The sequence below is a fragment of the Streptococcus sp. 1001283B150225_161107_H12 genome (assembly GCF_015552665.1).
Lineage (GTDB): Bacteria > Bacillota > Bacilli > Lactobacillales > Streptococcaceae > Streptococcus.
The window spans coordinates 271,799-292,009 of record NZ_JADNFC010000003.1 but is presented as its reverse complement, the minus strand read 5'-3'; the positions used below and the strand labels follow the sequence as shown (position 1 = coordinate 292,009).

Annotated in this window: 16 protein-coding genes; 13 read left to right on the top strand and 3 right to left on the bottom strand. The window is 42.8% G+C overall.

What is annotated here, in order from left to right:
* The first annotated feature begins 68 nt into the window (after window positions 1–68).
* The 3 genes from rpsD (at window position 69) to I2C87_RS06415 (ending at window position 4,505) form a co-directional block, all read left to right on the top strand.
* On the top strand, window positions 69–680 hold the full coding sequence (gene rpsD, locus I2C87_RS06425) for a 30S ribosomal protein S4 (protein ID WP_003009175.1): 612 nt from the start codon (window positions 69–71) through the stop codon (window positions 678–680).
* 283 nt (window positions 681–963) lie between these two features.
* Window positions 964–3,117: a peptide cleavage/export ABC transporter ComA gene (gene comA / locus I2C87_RS06420; protein ID WP_123159937.1), complete on the top strand. Its 2,154-nt coding sequence runs from the start codon at window positions 964–966 to the stop codon at window positions 3,115–3,117.
* Between the two features lie 26 nt (window positions 3,118–3,143).
* Entirely contained in the window at window positions 3,144–4,505 is a 1,362-nt protein-coding gene (locus I2C87_RS06415) for a bacteriocin secretion accessory protein (protein WP_123159936.1), read from the top strand.
* A gap of 36 nt (window positions 4,506–4,541) precedes the next feature.
* Here the strand turns inward: I2C87_RS06415 and I2C87_RS06410 are convergent, their stop codons facing one another.
* On the bottom strand, window positions 4,542–5,078 hold the full coding sequence (locus tag I2C87_RS06410; RefSeq protein ID WP_006595361.1) for a TetR/AcrR family transcriptional regulator: 537 nt from the start codon (window positions 5,076–5,078) through the stop codon (window positions 4,542–4,544).
* Window positions 5,079–5,213: 135 nt separating this feature from the next.
* Here I2C87_RS06410 and I2C87_RS06405 point away from each other — a divergent pair, with 135 nt between their 5' ends.
* Window positions 5,214–8,009, top strand: coding sequence for a YhgE/Pip domain-containing protein (locus I2C87_RS06405; RefSeq protein ID WP_195324266.1), 2,796 nt, complete (start codon window positions 5,214–5,216; stop codon window positions 8,007–8,009).
* Window positions 8,010–8,073: 64 nt separating this feature from the next.
* Here the strand turns inward: I2C87_RS06405 and I2C87_RS06400 are convergent, their stop codons facing one another.
* Window positions 8,074–8,739, bottom strand: coding sequence for a DUF4947 domain-containing protein (locus tag I2C87_RS06400; protein WP_229039010.1), 666 nt, complete (start codon window positions 8,737–8,739; stop codon window positions 8,074–8,076).
* Window positions 8,740–9,000: 261 nt separating this feature from the next.
* Here I2C87_RS06400 and I2C87_RS06395 point away from each other — a divergent pair, with 261 nt between their 5' ends.
* The 9 genes from I2C87_RS06395 (at window position 9,001) to I2C87_RS06355 (ending at window position 18,123) form a co-directional block, all read left to right on the top strand.
* On the top strand, window positions 9,001–10,266 hold the full coding sequence (locus I2C87_RS06395; RefSeq protein WP_195324265.1) for a S41 family peptidase: 1,266 nt from the start codon (window positions 9,001–9,003) through the stop codon (window positions 10,264–10,266).
* A gap of 146 nt (window positions 10,267–10,412) precedes the next feature.
* Complete coding sequence (locus I2C87_RS06390; protein ID WP_006595368.1) at window positions 10,413–10,541, top strand: teichoic acid D-Ala incorporation-associated protein DltX; 129 nt, start codon at window positions 10,413–10,415, stop codon at window positions 10,539–10,541.
* Window positions 10,542–10,555: 14 nt separating this feature from the next.
* Window positions 10,556–12,106 (top strand): D-alanine--poly(phosphoribitol) ligase subunit DltA, encoded by a 1,551-nt coding sequence (gene dltA / locus I2C87_RS06385; protein ID WP_195324264.1) that lies wholly within the window; start codon window positions 10,556–10,558, stop codon window positions 12,104–12,106.
* Entirely contained in the window at window positions 12,103–13,353 is a 1,251-nt protein-coding gene (gene dltB / locus I2C87_RS06380) for a D-alanyl-lipoteichoic acid biosynthesis protein DltB (RefSeq protein WP_195324263.1), read from the top strand. The genes dltA and dltB overlap by 4 nt, the downstream gene beginning before the upstream one ends.
* 18 nt (window positions 13,354–13,371) lie before the next feature.
* Complete coding sequence (gene dltC, locus I2C87_RS06375; protein ID WP_061564509.1) at window positions 13,372–13,611, top strand: D-alanine--poly(phosphoribitol) ligase subunit DltC; 240 nt, start codon at window positions 13,372–13,374, stop codon at window positions 13,609–13,611.
* Window positions 13,604–14,872, top strand: coding sequence for a D-alanyl-lipoteichoic acid biosynthesis protein DltD (dltD, locus tag I2C87_RS06370; RefSeq protein ID WP_195324262.1), 1,269 nt, complete (start codon window positions 13,604–13,606; stop codon window positions 14,870–14,872). The genes dltC and dltD overlap by 8 nt, the downstream gene beginning before the upstream one ends.
* A 144-nt stretch (window positions 14,873–15,016) precedes the next feature.
* Window positions 15,017–15,253 carry a hypothetical protein gene (locus I2C87_RS06365; RefSeq protein ID WP_181971094.1) on the top strand — a complete coding sequence of 79 codons (237 nt, stop codon included), beginning with the start codon at window positions 15,017–15,019 and terminating at the stop codon, window positions 15,251–15,253.
* 100 nt (window positions 15,254–15,353) lie between these two features.
* Entirely contained in the window at window positions 15,354–17,108 is a 1,755-nt protein-coding gene (gene aspS / locus I2C87_RS06360; protein WP_117744838.1) for an aspartate--tRNA ligase, read from the top strand.
* A 73-nt stretch (window positions 17,109–17,181) separates the two neighbouring features.
* Window positions 17,182–18,123, top strand: a complete 942-nt coding sequence (locus tag I2C87_RS06355) for a YitT family protein (RefSeq protein ID WP_023024741.1) — start codon at window positions 17,182–17,184, stop codon at window positions 18,121–18,123.
* Window positions 18,124–18,157: 34 nt separating this feature from the next.
* Here I2C87_RS06355 and pulA read toward each other — a convergent pair whose 3' ends face one another.
* The gene (pulA, locus tag I2C87_RS06350; RefSeq protein ID WP_023027401.1) at window positions 18,158–20,209 is read right to left on the bottom strand and encodes a type I pullulanase; all 2,052 of its coding nucleotides are present in this window, start codon (window positions 20,207–20,209) and stop codon (window positions 18,158–18,160) included.
* Window positions 20,210–20,211: the final 2 nt, after the last annotated feature.

Sequence of the window (20,211 nt, the reverse complement as noted above, 5' to 3'; positions counted from 1 at the left end):
TGAACGAATCAGGTTTGTCTAAAACGTTATTTCCTACAAAAAATTATTTTTATAGGAGGACATTTCATATGTCACGTTATACAGGACCATCTTGGAAACAATCTCGCCGTCTTGGCTTGTCACTTACAGGTACAGGTAAAGAATTGGCACGTCGTAACTACGTACCAGGTCAACATGGACCAAACAACCGTTCAAAATTGTCAGAATACGGTTTGCAATTAGCTGAAAAACAAAAACTTCGTTTCTCTTACGGACTTGGTGAAAAACAATTCCGTAACTTGTTCGTACAAGCTACTAAGATCAAAGAAGGAACTGTCGGTTTCAACTTCATGCTTCTTTTGGAACGTCGTTTGGATAACGTTGTTTACCGTCTTGGACTTGCGACTACTCGTCGTCAAGCTCGTCAATTCGTTAACCATGGTCACATCCTTGTTGATGGAAAACGCGTTGATATCCCTTCATACCGTGTAACTCCAGGTCAAGTGATCTCAGTTCGCGAAAAATCAGCTAAAGTTCCAGCTATCCTTGAAGCTGTTGAAGCAACTCTTGGACGTCCAGCATTCGTATCATTCGATGCTGAAAAATTGGAAGGTTCATTGACTCGCTTGCCAGAACGCGATGAAATCAACCCAGAAATCAACGAAGCACTTGTGGTTGAATTCTACAACAAAATGCTTTAATTTTAAGATATATCTTACGAAAAGCCCATGGTTGTGGGCTTTTTGCTTTGTCTTAAACTGTTGATTTCTGGGTTTGCTTAGATATTTGTTCCCTATGCTTGCTTCATAGAAAGAAATGACCGCCTGTAAAAATAGGCGGTTTTTCTTTTTCAAAATAAATGATCATTCTCCTGATTTGGAGATTTTTATGACCAAATACCTAAAATAATAAACCAAATAGCGATTTTTTCTTCTCCGGTAGTTCTTTTTGTTAAGATAAAACAAACGATTGGAAAGGGTTCTTATGGGATTTAAGAAAAAACATTATCGCCAACAAGTTGACATGAGAGACTGTGGTGTTGCAGCTTTAGCCATGGTCTTTGGCTACTATGGATCATACTATTCTTTAGCTAGTCTGCGGGAGAAGGCAAAAACGACTGCAGATGGAACGACCGCCTTAGGTTTGGTCAAGGTAGCTGAAGAGTTGGGCTTTGAGACACGCGCCTTCCGAGCAGACCGCACTCTTTTTGACTTAGAAGGAGTGACCTATCCATTGATTGTCCACGTGATCAAGGATGGGCGTCTCCCTCATTATTACGTAGTGTATAAGAAAGATAAAAAACATCTTTACGTAGCAGATCCAGATCCAAAAGTAAAGATGACCAAATTGACGATCGAAGAGTTTGAAAAGGAATGGACAGGGATTGTCATTGCCTTGGCCCCGACTCCGGCCTATCAACCTAGTAAGGAAAAGAAAAATGGGCTCCTAGACTTTGTCCCTCTTTTGTTTAAACAGCGACAATTGGTCCTTCATATTGTTCTTGCAACTTTATTGGTAACCCTTATCAATATTGTTGGTTCTTACTACCTACAATCAATTATTGATACCTATGTGCCTGATCAGATGAAGCAGACCTTGACTGTGATTTCACTAGGTTTGATTGTGGTTTACATCTTACAGCAAATCCTCACCTACGCGCAAGATTACTTGCTCCTTGTTTTAGGCCAACGCTTGTCTATTGATGTCATTCTGTCCTATATTAAGCATGTTTTTCGGTTGCCTATGAGTTTCTTTGCAACTCGACGGACAGGGGAAGTGGTGTCGCGTTTTACAGATGCCAACCGCATTATCGATGCTCTGGCTAGTACCTTGCTTTCAATCTTTTTGGATCTATCCATCGTCCTGATTTTATCAGTAGTCCTGTTTAGTCAAAATGCTCATCTCTTTTTCTTGACCATTCTCTTGCTGCCGATTTATGCAGTCATTATTTTTGCCTTTATGAAGCCTTTTGAGCGCTTAAATAATGAAACTATGGAAGCCAATAGTGTCTTGTCTTCTTCTATTATCGAAGATATCAATGGGATTGAAACCATCAAGTCTCTTACCAGTGAGCGTAGTCGTTATCAAAAGATTGACTCAGAATTTGTGGATTATCTGAAGAAGTCCTTTGCCATGAGCAAGGCGGAAAGTCTTCAAAAGGGGCTCAAGCACTTGGCTCAGTTGATTTTGAATGTTTTGGTCTTGTGGATGGGAGCTCATTTGGTCATGAAGCAAGAATTGAGTTTGGGTCAGCTGATTACTTACAATACTCTCCTTGTTTATTTCACAGGGCCTCTAGAGAATTTGATCAACCTCCAAACCAAACTTCAAGCCGCCCGAGTAGCTAATACCCGTCTGAATGAAGTCTATCTGATAGACTCTGAGTTCGCAGAGAAGAAGCCCCTTCAAGAGCGTGAGGCTCTCGATGGTGATCTAGTATTTGAGGGAGTAGATTACAAGTACGGTTTCGGGGCCAATGTTCTAACAGATATTAACTTAAGAATCAAAAGAGGGAGCAAGGTAAGTTTTGTCGGTATTTCAGGTTCTGGAAAAACAACGCTAGCTAAAATGATGGTGAATTTCTACCAACCCACTAAAGGAACGATTCGTCTGGGAGGAAGGGATATCCAGCAAGTGGATAAAACCTTGCTCCGCCAGCAAATCAATTATTTACCCCAGCAGCCCTATGTCTTTAATGGCACAATATTAGAGAACTTGTTACTAGGAGCGCGGGAAGGAACTAGTCAGGAAGATATCTTGCGCGCTGTTGAAATCGCAGGAATTCGAGAAGATATTGAGCGCATGCCCCTCAATTACCAAACGGAATTAACAACGGATGGTATGGGAATTTCTGGTGGACAACGGCAGCGGATTGCTTTGGCGCGTGCTTTGTTAACGGATGCTCCTATTCTGATTCTGGATGAAGCGACCAGCAGCCTAGATATCTTGACGGAGAAGAAAATTGTGGACCGCTTGATGGCCTTAGATAAGACCATTATCTTTATCGCCCATCGGTTAACGATTGCAGAACGGTCTGAAAAAGTCTTCCTCATGGACCAAGGTCGTCTTAAGGAAGAGGGAAGCCATGAAGAACTACTGAAAAAGAATGGCTATTACAGCCATTTAGTTACTTGTTAAGAGAGGACTAGGAGAAAAAAGAGAGTATGATGAACGAAAAATATTTTGAAAGTGCAGAATTCTATCAGAAACGTTTCCATAATTTTGCTAGTTTATGGGTAGTCCCTTGTTTTCTTTTACTACTTTTTGTTGTGGGATTCTCTGTCTTTGCCAAGAAGGAAGTGACCTTGTCTAGTCGAGGGACAATTGAAGCTACGCGCGTGATTGATCAAATCCAATCAACCAGTAATTCTCCCATTCAAGTCAACCATCTAAAGGAAAATAAAGAGATTAAGAAGGGAGAAATCTTGGTAGAATACCAAGAGGACCAGGAAAAACAACAAGGAATGAGCTTAACGCAACAGCTAGACCTCTTAAAGAAACAGGAGGAACAATTAAAATTGTTGAAAACGAGCATTGAGACAGGGGAGAGCCAGTTTACAGGAAATGAGCATTTTGGTTATGACCAGCTGTTTAAGGATTACCAGCAACAGATAGCGATTCTCCAAGCTCAAGCCCATCAACAAAATGCAACCATTGCTTCTCAAAATGCCAGTGCAAGTTCCAGTCAAGCAGAAATTGGCCAAGTTATCCAAGACCAAGAGAAGCGCTTAGCTGATTACCATAGTCTAAAATCAGCTCTACTAGAGGGGAGAAGTCTGGATGCGACTCATCCACTTTACTCTTTCTACCAGAGTTACGCTCAGCAAGCACACGGAGAGGAAAACGCTCAAGCACAAGCTTCTTTTATTGGCCAGTTGGATAGTCAAATCCAGCAGTTAGAGGCGAGTATTTCTAATTATCGAATCCAATATGCGGGATCCGGGAGCCAACAAGCTTTTTCGACCAGTTTAGATAGTCAAATAGCCTCCCTGAAAGCTCAACAATTGAGTAAAGTTGGACAAGATCTTCTGCTTCTTTCTCAGCAAATCGCAGATCTAGAAAGTAAGGTAAAAACACAAGAAACTCTTCTTCAGAAGACTCGGATTCTAGCGAAGGATGAAGGGGTGCTTCATTTGAATGATGAAACAAAAGGAGCGAGTATTGTAGCGGAAGGGACTCCTCTGGCTGTAGTTTATCCTCTCATTCAGAAAGAAAAAGAAGTCAAGATTGTCACCTATATTCCTTCAAAAGATATAGCCACGATTCATGTGGGAGATCGGGTTCGCTTTAGCACACAGGGAAGTAAACAAAAACCAATTACGTTAGAAGTCCGTATTAGCTCAATTGCTTCGAGTGCAACTCGGACAGAACAGGGGAACTTTTTCAAAATAGAGGGAGTCCTTCGTCTCAAGGATCATGAGGCTAAACTTCTACGTTACGGTTTGGAAGGGAAGTGTGTTCTGATCACAGGAGAAAAATCTTACTTCAGTTTCTTTGTAGATCAATTTTTAGGAGCGGGGAACTAAAGAAGGATAATAGAAAAAGAGACCGAGGTCTCTTTTTTATTCCAGCATTTTTAATAGGAAGTCAGCCATTTGTTGCGGGCTTTCTTTTTGGCCTCGCGCCACCCACATTTGACAGACTCCAAAGAAAGCATTGGTGAGGTAGACAGAACTATAGTCTCTCTCGATTTCGGTCAAAGATCGATGGCCATAACGCTCTTGCAAGCTATCAACTAGTAGAACTTGTAGCTTATGCCGCAAGAAGGATTGAATTTCTTTTGTCCCATTCTCGGTTAGAAGGACAGCAAAGAGGGGCTCCTTGGTGAGAAATTCGAAAACTTCGGTAACAGCTTGGTGTTTATCATCTTGCTGTTTGTCGAAGATGTATTCGACTTTGTGGAAAAATTCCTGTTGGTAGCGCTCAATCATATCGTACTTATCGCGGTAGTGGGTATAGAAGCTACTCCGGCTGATACCAGCCTCTTTTGCCAACTGAACGGTTGAAATCTCATCAAAGGACTCTCTATGAAGCAGGTCAACCATGGCTTCCTGGATGATCCGTTTTGTTTTTATTCGCTTGTTGCTTTCGGTAACCATTCTAGTCCCTTTCTTTTATATACAAAATTATACACAGTGTCCAAAAATTTCCTTTTTAACTTGCGGTTTTTCAAAAGAACTGTATAATCAATTATATCAAAAAATTAGACATTGTGTATAAAAAGGAGACAAAAAATGTTTAAGGAATGGAAAGTGATTTTTAGAAAACCGACCGTTATGGTTGTGATGTTAGGGGTTGCTTTGATACCAGCTCTCTATAATGTGATCTTTCTATCTTCTATGTGGGATCCTTATGGCAAGGTTTCGGACTTGCCGGTAGCAGTTGTCAATCAAGATCAGCCAGCTCGTTATCAAGAACAAGAATTAACAATTGGAAAAGACATGGTGTCCAATTTTGAGAAGAGTGATGCCCTGGATTTTCATATTGTAGATGAAACAGCAGCTAAAGAAGGACTGAAAAAGGGTGATTATTATATGGTGGTGACCTTGCCCCAAGATCTATCCGCTAAAGCGGCATCTATCTTAACCAATCATCCCGAACAAATGACCATTGCCTACCAAACATCTAGTGGCCATAGCTTTATTGCTGGTAAGATGAGTGATTCAGCCATGATAAAAATTCAGCAAACCGTTGCTAGTAATGTAACCAAAACCTATACAAACGCTCTTTTTGAAAAGATGGGGAGTTTGAAGACAGGGATGGGAACAGCAGCTGAAGGAAGTCAAAAGCTGGCAACCGGTGCTGGTCAGTTAAAAGAGGGTGGGCAAACCCTGACAGACCATTTGACAACCTTGTCCAATTCTAGTCTGTCTTTTTCAAATGGGGCACAGACTCTTAGCACAGGACTCTTGGCCTACACCAATGGAGTTGGTCAATTAGCGACAGGTCTTCACCAAATGAAGGAGAAAGTTCCGACCCTCGTATCGGGAGTTGGGCAACTTCATAATGGTTTTACCTCCTTTAGTAGTGGACTGACGGCCTATACGTCTGGTGTTGGACAACTTGGAGATGGTTTGAACCAAATGGCTAGTCAAACGCCTCAGTTAGCCTCTGGAATTGGCCAATTGCATACAGGAATGAACACTCTCACAACAGGACTGGATACCTACACAAAAGGAGTCAGTCAGTTGAATGTTGGTGCTAGCAATTTGACGAATGGTCTAACAAACTATAGCACAGGGCTTGCTACTCTCAGTGGTGGAGCTAGTCAATTAAGTGGTCAATCGGAAGCATTGAGAAATGGAGTGTCTCAGTTAGAAACAGGAATTCAAACCTTATCTACACAACTTTCTCCGTCACCAAGTCAACAAGAGCAGCTTGCCCAATTAACAGCAGGCCTCACCCGATTAAATGAAGCTATTCAGAACACGAGCGGAGATACTAGTCAACTCAGCACAGCATTGGCAACCATTGCCACCTCTGCTCAAGGGATTTCAGCTGCAGCACAGGCTGACCGCAATTCAGTACTAGCCAATCTTCAAGCTACTGCTGCCTATCAATCGATGACAGCCGAACAACAGGCAGAACTGACGGTTGCTGTGTCTGCTGCTTCAAGTACGACGGAGACTGCTGCTCAAGCGATTTTAACTACCGTTCAAGGTTTGCAAGAAGGCTTAACGACCGAGAGTCCCTTGGCCACAGTAAAAGAAAGTGCCAATCAGATCTTGCCAACAGCTTCGTCTACCTTGAATACTCTTTCAACTAGCTTGAGCTCCGTGCAGATAGCAGTGACAGAGCAACTTCTACCAGCTAGCCAAACTCTCAACCAAGGAGTGCAACTCTATACGACAGGGGTGGACCAGTTAGCTGGCGGAGCTAGTCAGCTTAATGATAATAGTAGCACCTTGATAGCAGGCGCTACTCAATTGAGTGCGGGGACCAGTCAACTGGAGCAGAAATCTGCGGATTTGGTATCTGGAAGCAGTCAACTAGCAACAGGATTGGGAGAACTAAATGGAAAGATGCCAACTCTGATTATGGGAATGGACCAATTAGTTTCAGGGGCCAACCAATTGACTAGTAAGTCTAGCGAATTAACAACAGGTGCTGGACAACTGGCCAGTGGGATTGGTCAATTAAACACTCAAACACCAGTTTTAGCTAGCGGTGTTGATCAACTCGTATCAGGAGTCGATCAGTTATCGGATAAATCAGCTCAGTTACTATCAGGTTCTTATCAATTGGCGGATGGTGCAAGTAAAATAGCTGATGGCTCTGGTCAATTAGCGACAGGAGGCCAAGTTCTTGTCGGGGGCTTGGGGGATCTCCAAACAGGTAGTCAGAATCTCAGTCAAGGCTTGAGTTCGGCTAAGGACCAATTAAATAGCGCTAGCACTAAAAAAGAAAATGCCAGCGTATTGTCAGATCCAATTACCCTTTCAAAGACAGACCATGATAATGTTTCAGTGAATGGAGTGGGAATGGCGCCTTATATGATATCAGTTGCCCTTTTCGTCGCTGCTCTTTCTACCAATATGATTTTTGCCAAATTGCCATCTGGGCGTCATCCAGAAAGTCGTTGGGCTTGGCTGAAATCGAGATTGGAAGTGAACGGGATAATTGCTGTCTTGGCTGGTGTCCTGGTCTACGGAGCTGTTCATCTGCTAGGGATGGCAGCAAACCATGAAGCTTTGACACTTTTCCTCTGTGTGCTAGGAAGTGTGACCTTCATGTCCATGGTGACGGCCTTAACGACATGGAACAACAAGGTAGGAGCTTTTATCTCTTTGATTCTCTTGCTCCTTCAACTGGCTTCTAGTGCAGGAACTTATCCGCTTGCCCTCACTAATCGTTTCTTCCAAACCGTTCATCCGCTGTTGCCGATGAGCTATACCGTATCGGGACTAAGGGAAACCATTTCCTTGTCTGGTCAGATAGGCGGGCAAGTCACCTTCCTTACCCTGGTTTTGATGCTGTGTATTGGTTTAGGAATGCTGGCCTATCAACCTCAAAAGATGGAAGAAGACTAAACTACCTCTATCCATAGTTTCATGTGAAACAAATCCCCTTCTCTGAAGAGAAAGGGGATTTTTCTTAGTTAAAATAAAGCACTTCAGGATCTGGAGTAACATAGACAAGGTTGTCACCCTTAAAGACAAGTTGAACTTGTCCTTCTTTGTAGGTAAAGACTGTAAAAGTTTGCTCTAATTGAGCCGTTTGAGCTAGATCGACTACACCAGCCCAAAAAGCATGGAGTTGCTCGTCAGTTAAAAGGCCCTCTTGATAGAGATTAACAAGGTTTTCTTTTTCCTTTTCTGAAAAGGTCTCGAGCATATAATTTGAATCAACATGGGTTTTTTCAGGTTTACCAAGAATTTTTTTGACTATTTTTGTTGTATAGCCTTCGAAATCAGGTGTATGCACTTTTAATCCACCGTCATATTTTTTATAGTAAACGACAGAATCACCAGTTGCATAGATCTTGTCCTTGGGGGCTTCGCTAGCATTGGCAGGGAACACCTCCATTTTTTTGCTTGAGCTGGTTTTTGTCTTAGACTCTTTCTTTTCTTTGTTCGAAGAGCTAGCTTTAGATGATTTTTTAGAAGATGAGGCTTCTTTTTCACTTTTCTCTTGTTTTTTAGAGGAGGAACCAGTGCTTGTTTCTTCCGGTTTGAAATATGATTGAAAATCAGACATACAGGCTGTCAAGAAGAAAAGACTCAAAAAGAGAGTTGCAAGGAGAGTGATTTTTTTAGACATAATGTAAATCCCTTTCTAATCATAGATCATCATTTCTTCTATTGTACACTATAAAAGATTGAAAAGCACGAAAAAATAGGAGAGAAGCTGTACGAAGTAGGTATTTATTTCATACAATCTTTCTCTCCTGTAAGGGACAGCTCGTTGTGATCTTATTTGAAGCGAGGAGGCTAGGACTTTTGTCCCAGCCTCTTTTTAGGGGTTTAAGAACTTTTTAAGGAAAAGTGGTATACTGTTTCTAAAAAATTGAAGGGATCCTTTATGAAAAAGACTGCTATTTTTGAAGATGTCGTCTCTATTATGACTCAAGATTCATCTACCATCAAAGATAGAAAAGGATGCGATCCAGAGCCTTTTCGAGAAAAAATTACAGATGATATGACGGATGATGCCTTTCTTTATCAAGTCAGGTCCTACCTAGCTAGTTTTGGAGTGATCGGCCATGTTTCCTTTGGAAAGAAAAAGGCCCCCAACAAAGGTTTTTTATTGCGCTCGACAGACGACGGTCTCTTTGTAGAAGGGGCAAATGAAGATACGGGACTTCAAGTAGGAGATCAGATCTTAGCTTTGGATGGAAGTGACTTGGAGCAGGTGGCGTCTCTTCATAAGGACTATTTTATCAGTAAGACCCCTGAAAGACACTACCGAGAATGGGCGGATTTGGTCTCTCAGTCCACAAGGGTCACCCTGCTTCGAGAAGGGGCAGAAAAGACCATTGAAGTAGCACCCAGTCGAGAACCAATCCAAGATCAGATTTTTTGGAAACGATTAGACGATGAGATTCTTTATCTTCGTCTGGATAATTTTATGGATGAAGGAGCCATTAGTCGGGTATATCAAGAGTGTTTACCGATGATGACGGAGGTCAAGTTTCTTCTCATTGATGTCCGACAGAACGGCGGAGGGACAGATTCTTTATATCTTCCTCTGTTACATCTAGGCTTAGAGAAGGATCAGGGCTATGATTCGCTTGACTGGGACGATGATGGCATGGAAATTCTCTACACGGAACGCAATGTCGACTTACGCTTAAAGGATTTTGAGGACTGGATGCAACAGGAAGAAATTAGTCCTGAAACAGCTAAACTACTTGAAGCTATGAAAGAGGGGTTACTACGCCATCGGGGAAAAGGCTATGTGCCGTATCAGCAAGAAAGCGAGGAATTCTTCCCAGAGGTTAGAGGTGGCCAATATCCCGAACAGATCTTTATCTTATCAGATATTTATTGTCGATCATCTGGTGATAATTTTGTCCAGATGATGAAGCAGTTTAAGAAGGTAACGGTGGTAGGTAGACCAACTCTAGGAATTTTAGACTATTCCAATTGTTGTACTGTTGATTATGGCGATTATCGATTGATGTTTCCTACTTCTCGCTGTCTAAGCTTGGATCAAGGAAAAGGAATGACGGATCAAGGTGTGGAGCCGGATATAGAGGTTCCCTGGAGTCCCGACCATTTTGAAAGAGATGTAGATCTAGACAAGTGTTTGGAGTTGATTCGCCAGAGTTGCGAAACGGCAAGATAATGCTTAGATAGCGGTTGGCTTTAATCAGGAAAGTAATCGTCTCTTATGGTAACGTTTTCTAGTATTTTTTCCTTGTGTTTGGATTGCTATGACTGAACAAAAAATGGTAAAATAGTCAGTGAAAATCAAAATGAAGAGTGAAAAAGATGAAACATAAAACACTTTATAAATTTATAGGGCAAACAATTTTGTATTTCGCTATTTTCTTAGCCCTACTCTATTTCTTTAGTTACCTTGGTCAAGGTCAGGGTGGCTTTATCTACAATGAATTCTAAAGGAGATCCCTACCGTGTCAAACCAACCAATTACTGATATGATCGAGGCGATTGAGCGCTTCGCCCAACTGCAACCAGACTATCCTGTCTACAATGTCCTTGGAGAAGAGCATACCTATGGCCAATTGAAGGCAGACTCAGATAGTTTAGCAGCTCACATCGACCAAATGGGACTTCCTGAAAAGTCCCCTGTTGTGGTCTTTGGTGGCCAAGAATATGAAATGTTAGCAACCTTTGTGGCCTTGACCAAATCTGGCCATGCTTATATCCCAATTGATAGCCATTCGGCCTTGGAGCGTGTGTCTGCTATTGTTGAAGTAGCAGAGCCAAGCCTGATCATTGCCATCAATGAGTTCCCAATCGAAAACCCAGCTGCTCCGATCATGTCTTTGGAGCAAGTGCGTGAAGCTTATGCGGCTCAGAATGCTTATGATTTGCAACATCCGGTCAAAGGGGATGATAACTACTACATCATCTTTACCTCAGGGACAACTGGAAAACCAAAAGGGGTGCAAATTTCGCATGATAACTTGCTCAGCTTTACTAACTGGATGATCACAGACAAGGAATTTGCGACGCCAGAGCGTCCGCAAATGTTGGCGCAACCGCCCTATTCCTTTGACTTGTCTGTCATGTATTGGGCACCGACCTTGGCTCTTGGTGGAACGCTTTTTGCCCTTCCATCAGCCATCACTCAAGACTTCAAACAACTCTTTGCAACCATCTTTTCTCTTCCGATTGCGATCTGGACTTCAACACCATCTTTCGCAGATATGGCTATGCTGTCTGAGGATTTCAATGCTGAAAAGATGCCAGGCATCACCCATTTCTACTTTGATGGGGAGGAGTTGACCGTGAAAACCGCTCAGAAATTGCGCGAGCGTTTCCCAAATGCGCGCATCATCAATGCTTATGGGCCAACAGAAGCAACCGTTGCTTTGTCGGCAGTAGCAATCACAGATGAGATGTTAGCGACTCTTAAACGCTTGCCAATCGGTTATACCAAAGAAGATTCTCCAACCTTCATCATTGATGAGGCAGGCAATAAATTGCCAAATGGAGAGCAAGGGGAAATCATCGTATCTGGTCCAGCTGTTTCAAAAGGTTATATGAATAATCCAGAGAAAACAGCAGAAGCCTTCTTCGAATTTGAAGGTCTTCCAGCCTACCATACGGGAGATGTCGGAACCATGACGGATGAAGGCCTTCTTCTCTATGGTGGACGGATGGATTTCCAAATCAAGTTTAACGGCTACCGTATTGAGCTAGAAGATGTTTCTCAAAACTTGAACAAGTCTCAGTACATCGACTCGGCTGTCGCAGTACCGCGCTACAACAAAGATCACAAGGTGCAAAATCTCTTGGCCTATGTCATCTTAAAAGATGGGGTCAAAGAACAATTTGAGCGCGAAATTGATATCACGAAAGCCATTAAGGAAGATTTGGAACACATCATGATGTCTTATATGATGCCTTCAAAATTCCTCTACCGTGACAGCTTGCCGCTAACTCCAAATGGGAAAATCGACATCAAAGGGTTGATTAGCGAGGTTAACAACCGATGATCGAGTTTTTGAAACAGCTCCCTCATTTAGAACCCTATGGCACCCCGGTCTACTTTATTTATTTGATTGGGGCCTTATTGCCCATCTTTGTTGGCCTCTTCTTTAAAAAGCGTTTCCCAGTCTATGAAGCCTTGGTCAGTCTAGCCTTTATTGTTTTGATGCTGACAGGGACGGATTTGAAACAAATCTATGCGGTTCTGTTCTACCTCTTTTGGGAAATCCTTTGGGTCTACTCCTATAAATTCTATCGAAGCCAGCGTGATAGCAAGTGGATCTTTTACCTTCACTCTTTCTTGGTCGTTTTGCCCTTGGTTTTTGTGAAGGTGCAACCAGCCATTGATGGGACCCAGTCTTGGATGGGATTCCTTGGGATCTCCTATCTGACCTTCCGAGCGGTAGGGATGATTATCGAGATGCGAGATGGGACCCTCAAAGAATTTAGTCTCTGGGAATTCTTGCGTTTCTTGCTCTTTATGCCGACTTTTTCAAGTGGGCCAATCGACCGCTTCAAACGCTTCAATGAAGATTACCTAACGATTCCAGATCGGGATGAGCTCCTCGATATGCTGGAGCAGAGCGTCAAGTATATCATGCTTGGCTTCCTCTATAAGTTCATTCTAGCTCATATCTTTGGTCATCTCTTGCTAGGTCATGTCAAGACTTATGCCCTTCTTCAAGGGGGCGTCTTTAACCTAGGAACTTTAGGGGTGATGTATGTCTTTGGTTTGGACCTCTTCTTTGACTTTGCAGGCTATTCCATGTTTGCCCTTGCGGCATCCAACTTGATGGGGATTAAGAGCCCAATCAACTTTAACCTCCCCTTCAAATCGCGTGATTTAAAGGAATTTTGGAATCGTTGGCACATGAGCTTGTCCTTCTGGTTCCGTGACTTTGTCTTTATGCGTCTGGTCATGGTCTTGATGCGCAACAAGGTCTTTCAGAGTCGGATTACAACGTCAAACGTTGCCTATATCATCAACATGTTGGTCATGGGCTTCTGGCATGGAGTGACCTGGTATTATGTTGCTTATGGCCTCTTCCACGGTCTAGGTCTCGTGATTAATGATGCCTGGCTTCGGAAGAAGAAGACACTGAATAAAGAGCGCAAAGCAAAAGGACTTGAGCCCCTGCCAGATAATCGCTGGACTCAGGCTCTTGGAATCTTTATTACCTTCAACACTGTTATGCTGTCCTTCCTGATCTTCTCAGGTTTCTTGGATCAGCAATGGTTTCCAAAAATGAAATAAGAAAAGGAAAAATGAAAAATGGATGTAAAATCACAAGTAATTGAAATTATTGACGAATTGTTTATGGAAGATGTCTCAGACATGATGGATGAGGATCTCTTTGATGCGGGTGTTCTTGATAGCATGGGAACCGTTGAGTTGATTGTTGAATTGGAAAACCGCTTCGATATTCGGGTTCCAGTATCTGAATTTGGTCGTGATGACTGGAATACTGCCAACAAAATCGTAGAAGGTGTAACGGAGCTTCAGAATGCTTAAACGATTGTGGCTGATTCTGGGTCCAGTCTTTTGCGCCATGGCTCTTGTCGCTACTCTTCTCTTTTTCTATCCGATTAACCACAAACATAATCTGACAGAGGAGAAAAAGGCCGCAGTGAGCTTGACGGCAGAAGGCTTTAAAAGTCGTGCCCGTAAGGAAGAAGCGCTCGGGGATCCCAACTATCGTTTTGTACCCTTCTTTGGTTCCAGCGAATGGTTGCGATTTGACATCGTCCACCCAGCAGTACTAGCTGAGAAGTATGATCGCTCTTATCGTCCGTATTTTCTAGGTCAACGAGGGGCAGCGTCTTTGAACCAATATTTTGGGATGCAGCAAATTCTTCCTCAACTAGAAGGAAAAACCGCTGTCTATGTGGTATCGCCCCAGTGGTTTACGAAGGATGGCTATGATTCGTCGGCCTTTCAGCAATACTTTAACAGCGATCAATTAACTAGCTTTTTGGCCAACCAAGAAGCTGGCCCAGCAAGCCAGTATGCGGCGTCTCGTCTTTTGCAACAGTATCCTAATGTTGCTATGCAGGGAGAAGTTCAGAAGCTAGCGAAAGGTCAAAACCTATCTGGTTTTGAAAAAGGTCTCAATCAGACCCTCATGCGCTTTGTTCGTCGGGAGGATGCCTTCTTTAGCACCTTTACGGCAATGAACAATAGCAACTATGAGAAGAAAGTTCTCTCTCGCTTAAATGACTTGCCAGATACATTTTCTTACGAAGCTTTGGAAGAGGTAGCGACTGCGGAAGCCAAAAAGAAAACCAATAATAACAAACTAGGCATTAGTAATAGCTTTTACAACCATCGACTTGCAAGTAAGTTAAAGAAACTCAAAGGATTCCAAAAGAATGAATCCTATGAGCAATCTCCAGAATACAATGATTTACAACTGGTCTTGGATCAGTTTGCTCAATCGAAAACCAATGTGATATTTGTCATCCCTCCAGTTAACTCTAAATGGATGGCCTATACAGGTTTGAGTAAAGAAATGTATCAACGGACAGTTGAAAAAATCCGTTACCAATTAGAAAGTCAAGGCTTTACCCATATTGCTGATTTTTCTAAAGATGGTGATAAACCCTACTTTATGCAAGATACCATTCATATGGGCTGGAATGGATGGTTGGTATTTGATAAAGCAGTTGATCCTTTTGTCTCCAACCCTCAACCTGCCCCTGAATACAAGATTAACAATCGTTTCTTAAGTCAGGACTGGGCTAACTATAAAGGTCAGCCGGATCAATTTAAGTAAGATGCGAAGAGGTTGAGAATACCCGGTCTCAACCTTTTTTCCTATGGTTTTGAATGAACTTATCCCCATATTCACAGACTTATCCACAAACTTGTGGATAAGTCTGTCTAATACAAAGAGAGGAACTGGTACAAGATGAAAACAATGAAGAAAATAGCCTTTTATGCGATTCTTCAAGGAATAGTGATCTTTCTCATTACGGGCCTCATCACCCAATTAGTCAGAGGAGATTTCTTTTTCCGTAGCTTGGCCCCAATATTTGGAGTCTTGGCAGCTGTCATGCGTTTTGGAACAGCTAGTCTGATGAAAATGTTGGCCCCAACGTTATACGATGAAGAGGTAAAACAAGAGAAAGCTCCTACCAAGAAAGAAGCTGAATAAAAAAATTGTTTTTTCTGGAAAAATCTCTGGGAAAGCACTTATCTAACAGGCTTTATGGTAAAATAGAAGGAAGAATATTAGTTTGGAGAGTAAAAATACAATGAAACGTTCCATGTATGCTGGGCGTGTTCGCGAGGAACACATTGGACAAGAACTAACCCTCAAAGGATGGGTGAGTCGACGCCGTGATTTGGGTGGCTTGATCTTTATTGATTTGCGGGACCGTGAAGGGATTATGCAATTGGTCATCAATCCGGAAACTGTTCGTTCGGAAGTCATGGCAACGGCCGAGAGTCTTCGTAGCGAATATGTTATCGAAGTGACAGGTCAAGTTGCTGCCAGACAGCAAGCGAATGATAAAATTGCAACAGGTCAGGTTGAAATGCATGTGTCTTCCTTGACTGTCCTCAATACTGCAAAAACCACGCCATTTGAGATCAAGGACGGCATTGAAGCAAACGATGATACTCGTCTACGCTATCGATATTTGGACTTGCGTCGTCCAGAAATGTTGGAAAACTTAAAATTGCGTGCCAAGGTAACCCATTCTATCCGTAATTATTTGGATGAGTTGGAATTTATTGATGTGGAAACACCATTCCTTTCTAAATCAACTCCAGAAGGGGCGCGTGACTACCTCGTACCATCTCGCGTCAACAAGGGTCACTTTTATGCCTTACCTCAAAGCCCTCAAATTACCAAACAATTGTTGATGAATGCTGGCTTTGACCGCTATTATCAAATCGTCAAATGTTTCCGTGATGAAGATTTACGTGGCGACCGTCAACCGGAGTTTACACAGGTCGATTTAGAAACTTCCTTCCTGACAGAGCAAGAAATTCAAGATATTACGGAAGGTTTAATCGCACGTGTTATGAAAGAAACTAAGGGAATCGAAGTGACACTTCCTTTCCCACGGATGAAGTACGACGATGCTATGGCTCTTTATGGTTCTGACAAACCAGATACTCGTTTTGAGATGCTCTTGACAGACTTGACAGAAGTTGTAAAGGGTGTAGACTTCAAGGTCTTCTCAGAAGCACCTGCCGTTAAAGCCATCGTTGTTAAAGGCGCAGCAGACAACTACTCTCGTAAAGATATCGATAAGATGACTGAAGTAGCCAAGCAATATGGGGCAAAAGGTCTAGCGTGGGTCAAGGTAGTTGATGGTGCTTTAAATGGGCCAGTAGCTAAGTTCTTGACAGGTGTGACAACAGAGTTGACAAGTGCTTTACAGTTGGAAGAAAAGGATTTGGTTCTCTTTGTAGCTGATACACTAGAAGTGGCCAATGCAACTCTAGGTGCCCTTCGTTGTAGAATTGCCAAGGAATTGGACCTCATTGACAATAGTCAATTCAACTTCCTATGGGTGGTCGATTGGCCAATGTTTGAGTGGTCTGAAGAAGAAGGTCGTTACATGAGTGCCCACCATCCATTTACACTTCCGCAAGCAGATACAGCTCATGAATTAGAGGGCGATCTTGCCAAGGTACGGGCCATTGCCTATGATATTGTGCTCAATGGTTACGAGCTTGGTGGTGGTAGTCTTCGGATCAACCAAAAAGAATTGCAAGAACGGATGTTTACCGCTCTCGGTTTCTCAAAAGAAGACGCGACAGAGCAATTTGGTTTCTTGCTAGAAGCCATGGATTATGGTTTCCCTCCACATGGTGGATTAGCTCTTGGTTTGGACCGTTTTGTCATGCTGTTAGCTGGTGAGGAGAATATCCGTGAAGTGATTGCCTTTCCTAAGAACAATAAGGCAACGGATCCAATGACCCAAGCCCCTTCTACAGTAGCTACCAAACAACTGGAAGAGTTGAGCCTACAAGTAGAAGTAAAAACTGAGGAATAAGAAAAGTAAAAGCGGAAAATTACCATAAGCAACTTGTGGGATTTTCCCTTTATTTATAAATTGAGAGATAATCATGAAAAAAACTCGCTTAGGCAAGATCTTGCGTTATTATATACGAAGATTGGCCTATAACTTTAAATTACTACGGGTCTTAAAAAGTATTTCCCGAGAGAAGTACGATGAAAAGATTTCGGCTTCTTTGGTCTATGGCTTCCTATCTGCCGTTGCTGTGAACTTCTTTTTCCAGCCGGGACGTGTGTATTCCAGTGGTGCGACAGGATTGGCCCAGATTATATCCGCCCTTAGTGATCGATTTTTAGGCTTTACCATTCCGGTCTCTTTGTCATTCTATGCCATCAATCTGCCATTAATGATCATCGCTTGGTATCAAATTGGTCATAAGTTTACTATTTTCACCTTTATCACGGTGTCTATGAGTTCCTTCTTTATCCAATTTATGCCAGTGGTTACCCTGACCAATGATCCTATTATGAATGCTCTCTTTGGGGGAGTTGTAATGGGGACAGGGATTGGATTTGCGCTTCGCAACAATATCTCCAGTGGGGGAACCGATATTGTTAGCTTGACCATTCGAAAGCGAACGGGCAAGAACGTCGGAAAAATTTCTCTCATCGTCAATGGGACCATCATGTTGATAGCAGGGATGACCTTTGGTTGGAAATATGCCCTCTATTCGATGATTACCATTTTTGTGTCCAGTCGAGTGACAGATGCAGTCTTTACCAAGCAGAAGCGGATGCAGGCTATGATTGTCACTAGCCAACCGGATAAGATAATTGAGAAAATTCATAAGCGTTTGCATCGTGGAGCAACCATTATCCACAATGCGGAAGGGACTTATAATCATCAGGAAAAAGCGGTCTTGCTCACCGTTATTACCAGAGCAGAGTTTAATGAGTTTAAATTTTTAATGAAAAAAGAGGATCCTGAAGCTTTTATTACCATATCAGAAAATGTTCATATTATTGGACGTTTTGTCGAAGTGGAGGATTAAAAAATTCCTGCAAGATAGGCTTGCAGGAATTTTTTTATGCTTGTACTACCAAAATCCAACTATAGGCTGGAATGGTGAATTCTCTTTGAGAAATTTGTTGCTCTCTAGTATAAACATGGGGGTGAGCAATTGCTAATCTAGCAGGCTGTTTGAGTGAATAAGTCCACTCTTGATCCCCCAGGTTGACCAAGATAAGAAGTTTGCGTCCATCTTTTTCGATGCTGTAAGAGAAGGTGTTTTCCGAAGTCCAAGTGACTTGACAGTAGTCTCGAATGGCTTGGGCCTTCTCTAGGTGGAGGAGGTCTTCCTCTTTACGATAAGCAATGAAATCGCGAAGGAAATGGATATCTCTTTCATAGGCTGTAGAAGAAAGCCAGTCTAGTTGATTTAGAGCATCTGGGAGATTGTAAGTATTTTCTTCTAAGCCTTTGCTGCGATAGAACTCTTGGCCGGCATGTAGGAAGGGAACGCCTTGAGACAAGAGGACGAGGTGCAAACCGAGACGAGCTTTAGCCTGTCGCTTCTCCTCTGAAATATTTGGATCTTCAACCTTGAGATAGTCAAAGAAGGTTGCGTTATCGTGGCATTCCACATAGTTAATCGCCTGTTGAGGACGCACAAAGTGGGCTGCTCCTTTGAGTCCAACATTGGCAGTCAAAATATTGGCAAGATCATTGGCCTGATAACGACTATCTATTCGACCTTCCTTCAAGATGCTTCGTTTAACGGTATCTCGGAAGTTGTCACTGAAAAAGCCATAAGGACGAAGGTGACGGGCATTGTATTGATGAGCCAGGAGGTCTGGATCCAGTCCGGTATCCATCTTCCACCCTTCCCCATAAAGGTAAATGTTGGGGTAAATAGCGCTTAATTCATCTTGAATTTCCATCATGGTTTGGCGATCAATGATTCCCATGAGGTCAAAGCGAAAGCCATCAAAGCCATACAGTTGAACCCACTGCTTGACGGATTGCTTGATGTAGTTGCGAACCATAGCCCGTTCACTAGCTACATCATTACCACAGAAGGTCCCGTTGGTCCGTTGGCGGTTTTGGTCATAACGGTAGAAATAGCCAGGAACAATCTGCTCAAAAGCAAAATCGTCAGAGAGGTAAACGTGGTTATAGACGACGTCCATTATGAGGCTGAGATCGGCCTGATGGTATGCATCAATCACTTGTTGTAGCTCAAGGATCCGTTGGTAAGGATCATTTGGCTGGGTGCTAAAACTTCCTTCAGGGACATTGTATTGCACAGGGTCATAGCCCCAATTGTAACCAGCGACAGGGTTGGTTTCATCCACGCTTCCAAAATCATAGAGGGGCATGAGCTGAACATGAGTAATGCCCAGGGATTTCAAGTAATCAAAGCCAAAGGTCTGGTTTTCATGTTTAGGAGATTCTAACAAGGCTGGGAAGGTCCCAGGGTGTTGGAATCCGGCTTCTTTTTGCATGGAGAAATCTCGAACACTTAGTTCATAAATAACGGCCTGAGTCGGATCCAGTTGAGTCGCTGCTCTCTGAATGGGGCGCTCAATCTTGTGGCGGTCGATGACATAGCTAGCTCCTGAATTGGCTTCAGAAGAGAGGGCATAAGGGTCATGAACGATATGGGTTACACCATTAACCTGATGCTGGTAGGCATAAGGGGCTTTTTCCCAATCTCCCTCGAGTACTAGACGCCAAACTCCTTTTTCTGTTCGCTCCATCGGGTAGGCAGTTTGGTTGATCAAGAGCTCAACCTCTTGAGAGATAGGAGCCCAGAAGGCAAAGGTCGTTTGTTCTTTTGAGTAATGAGCTCCTAAATCCTCTCCATCATAAGCATAAAGCTGATCAAAGATGGGTTGACGGACAACATCTCGGAAGTGGAGGAGACAGGACTCGCCGTTACCATTTGAAAGAGTATATATTTGACTCATGTCGACGGGAAGAGGGCTCCGAAGAGTTTTTTCTTCCTCCGTCGGCAGGAGTTCAATCGTGTTGGAACCAGACGTCAATGTAAAAGGAAGAGAGGCCACTACGCTCTCTCCTCCTTCCACGCGAATCAAGTCTTGGTCATCTAAATAAGCTGAAAAATGAGTTGTCATGG

Coding starts and splice junctions, on each gene's coding strand:
- rpsD (WP_003009175.1), top strand. CDS start 69: ATGTCACGTTATACAGGACCATCTTGGAAACAATCTCGCCGTCTTGGC.
- comA (WP_123159937.1), top strand. CDS start 964: ATGGGATTTAAGAAAAAACATTATCGCCAACAAGTTGACATGAGAGAC.
- I2C87_RS06415 (WP_123159936.1), top strand. CDS start 3,144: ATGATGAACGAAAAATATTTTGAAAGTGCAGAATTCTATCAGAAACGT.
- I2C87_RS06410 (WP_006595361.1), bottom strand. CDS start 5,078: ATGGTTACCGAAAGCAACAAGCGAATAAAAACAAAACGGATCATCCAG.
- I2C87_RS06405 (WP_195324266.1), top strand. CDS start 5,214: ATGTTTAAGGAATGGAAAGTGATTTTTAGAAAACCGACCGTTATGGTT.
- I2C87_RS06400 (WP_229039010.1), bottom strand. CDS start 8,739: ATGTCTAAAAAAATCACTCTCCTTGCAACTCTCTTTTTGAGTCTTTTC.
- I2C87_RS06395 (WP_195324265.1), top strand. CDS start 9,001: ATGAAAAAGACTGCTATTTTTGAAGATGTCGTCTCTATTATGACTCAA.
- I2C87_RS06390 (WP_006595368.1), top strand. CDS start 10,413: ATGAAACATAAAACACTTTATAAATTTATAGGGCAAACAATTTTGTAT.
- dltB (WP_195324263.1), top strand. CDS start 12,103: ATGATCGAGTTTTTGAAACAGCTCCCTCATTTAGAACCCTATGGCACC.
- dltC (WP_061564509.1), top strand. CDS start 13,372: ATGGATGTAAAATCACAAGTAATTGAAATTATTGACGAATTGTTTATG.
- dltD (WP_195324262.1), top strand. CDS start 13,604: ATGCTTAAACGATTGTGGCTGATTCTGGGTCCAGTCTTTTGCGCCATG.
- I2C87_RS06365 (WP_181971094.1), top strand. CDS start 15,017: ATGAAGAAAATAGCCTTTTATGCGATTCTTCAAGGAATAGTGATCTTT.
- aspS (WP_117744838.1), top strand. CDS start 15,354: ATGAAACGTTCCATGTATGCTGGGCGTGTTCGCGAGGAACACATTGGA.
- I2C87_RS06355 (WP_023024741.1), top strand. CDS start 17,182: ATGAAAAAAACTCGCTTAGGCAAGATCTTGCGTTATTATATACGAAGA.
- pulA (WP_023027401.1), bottom strand. CDS start 20,209: ATGACAACTCATTTTTCAGCTTATTTAGATGACCAAGACTTGATTCGC.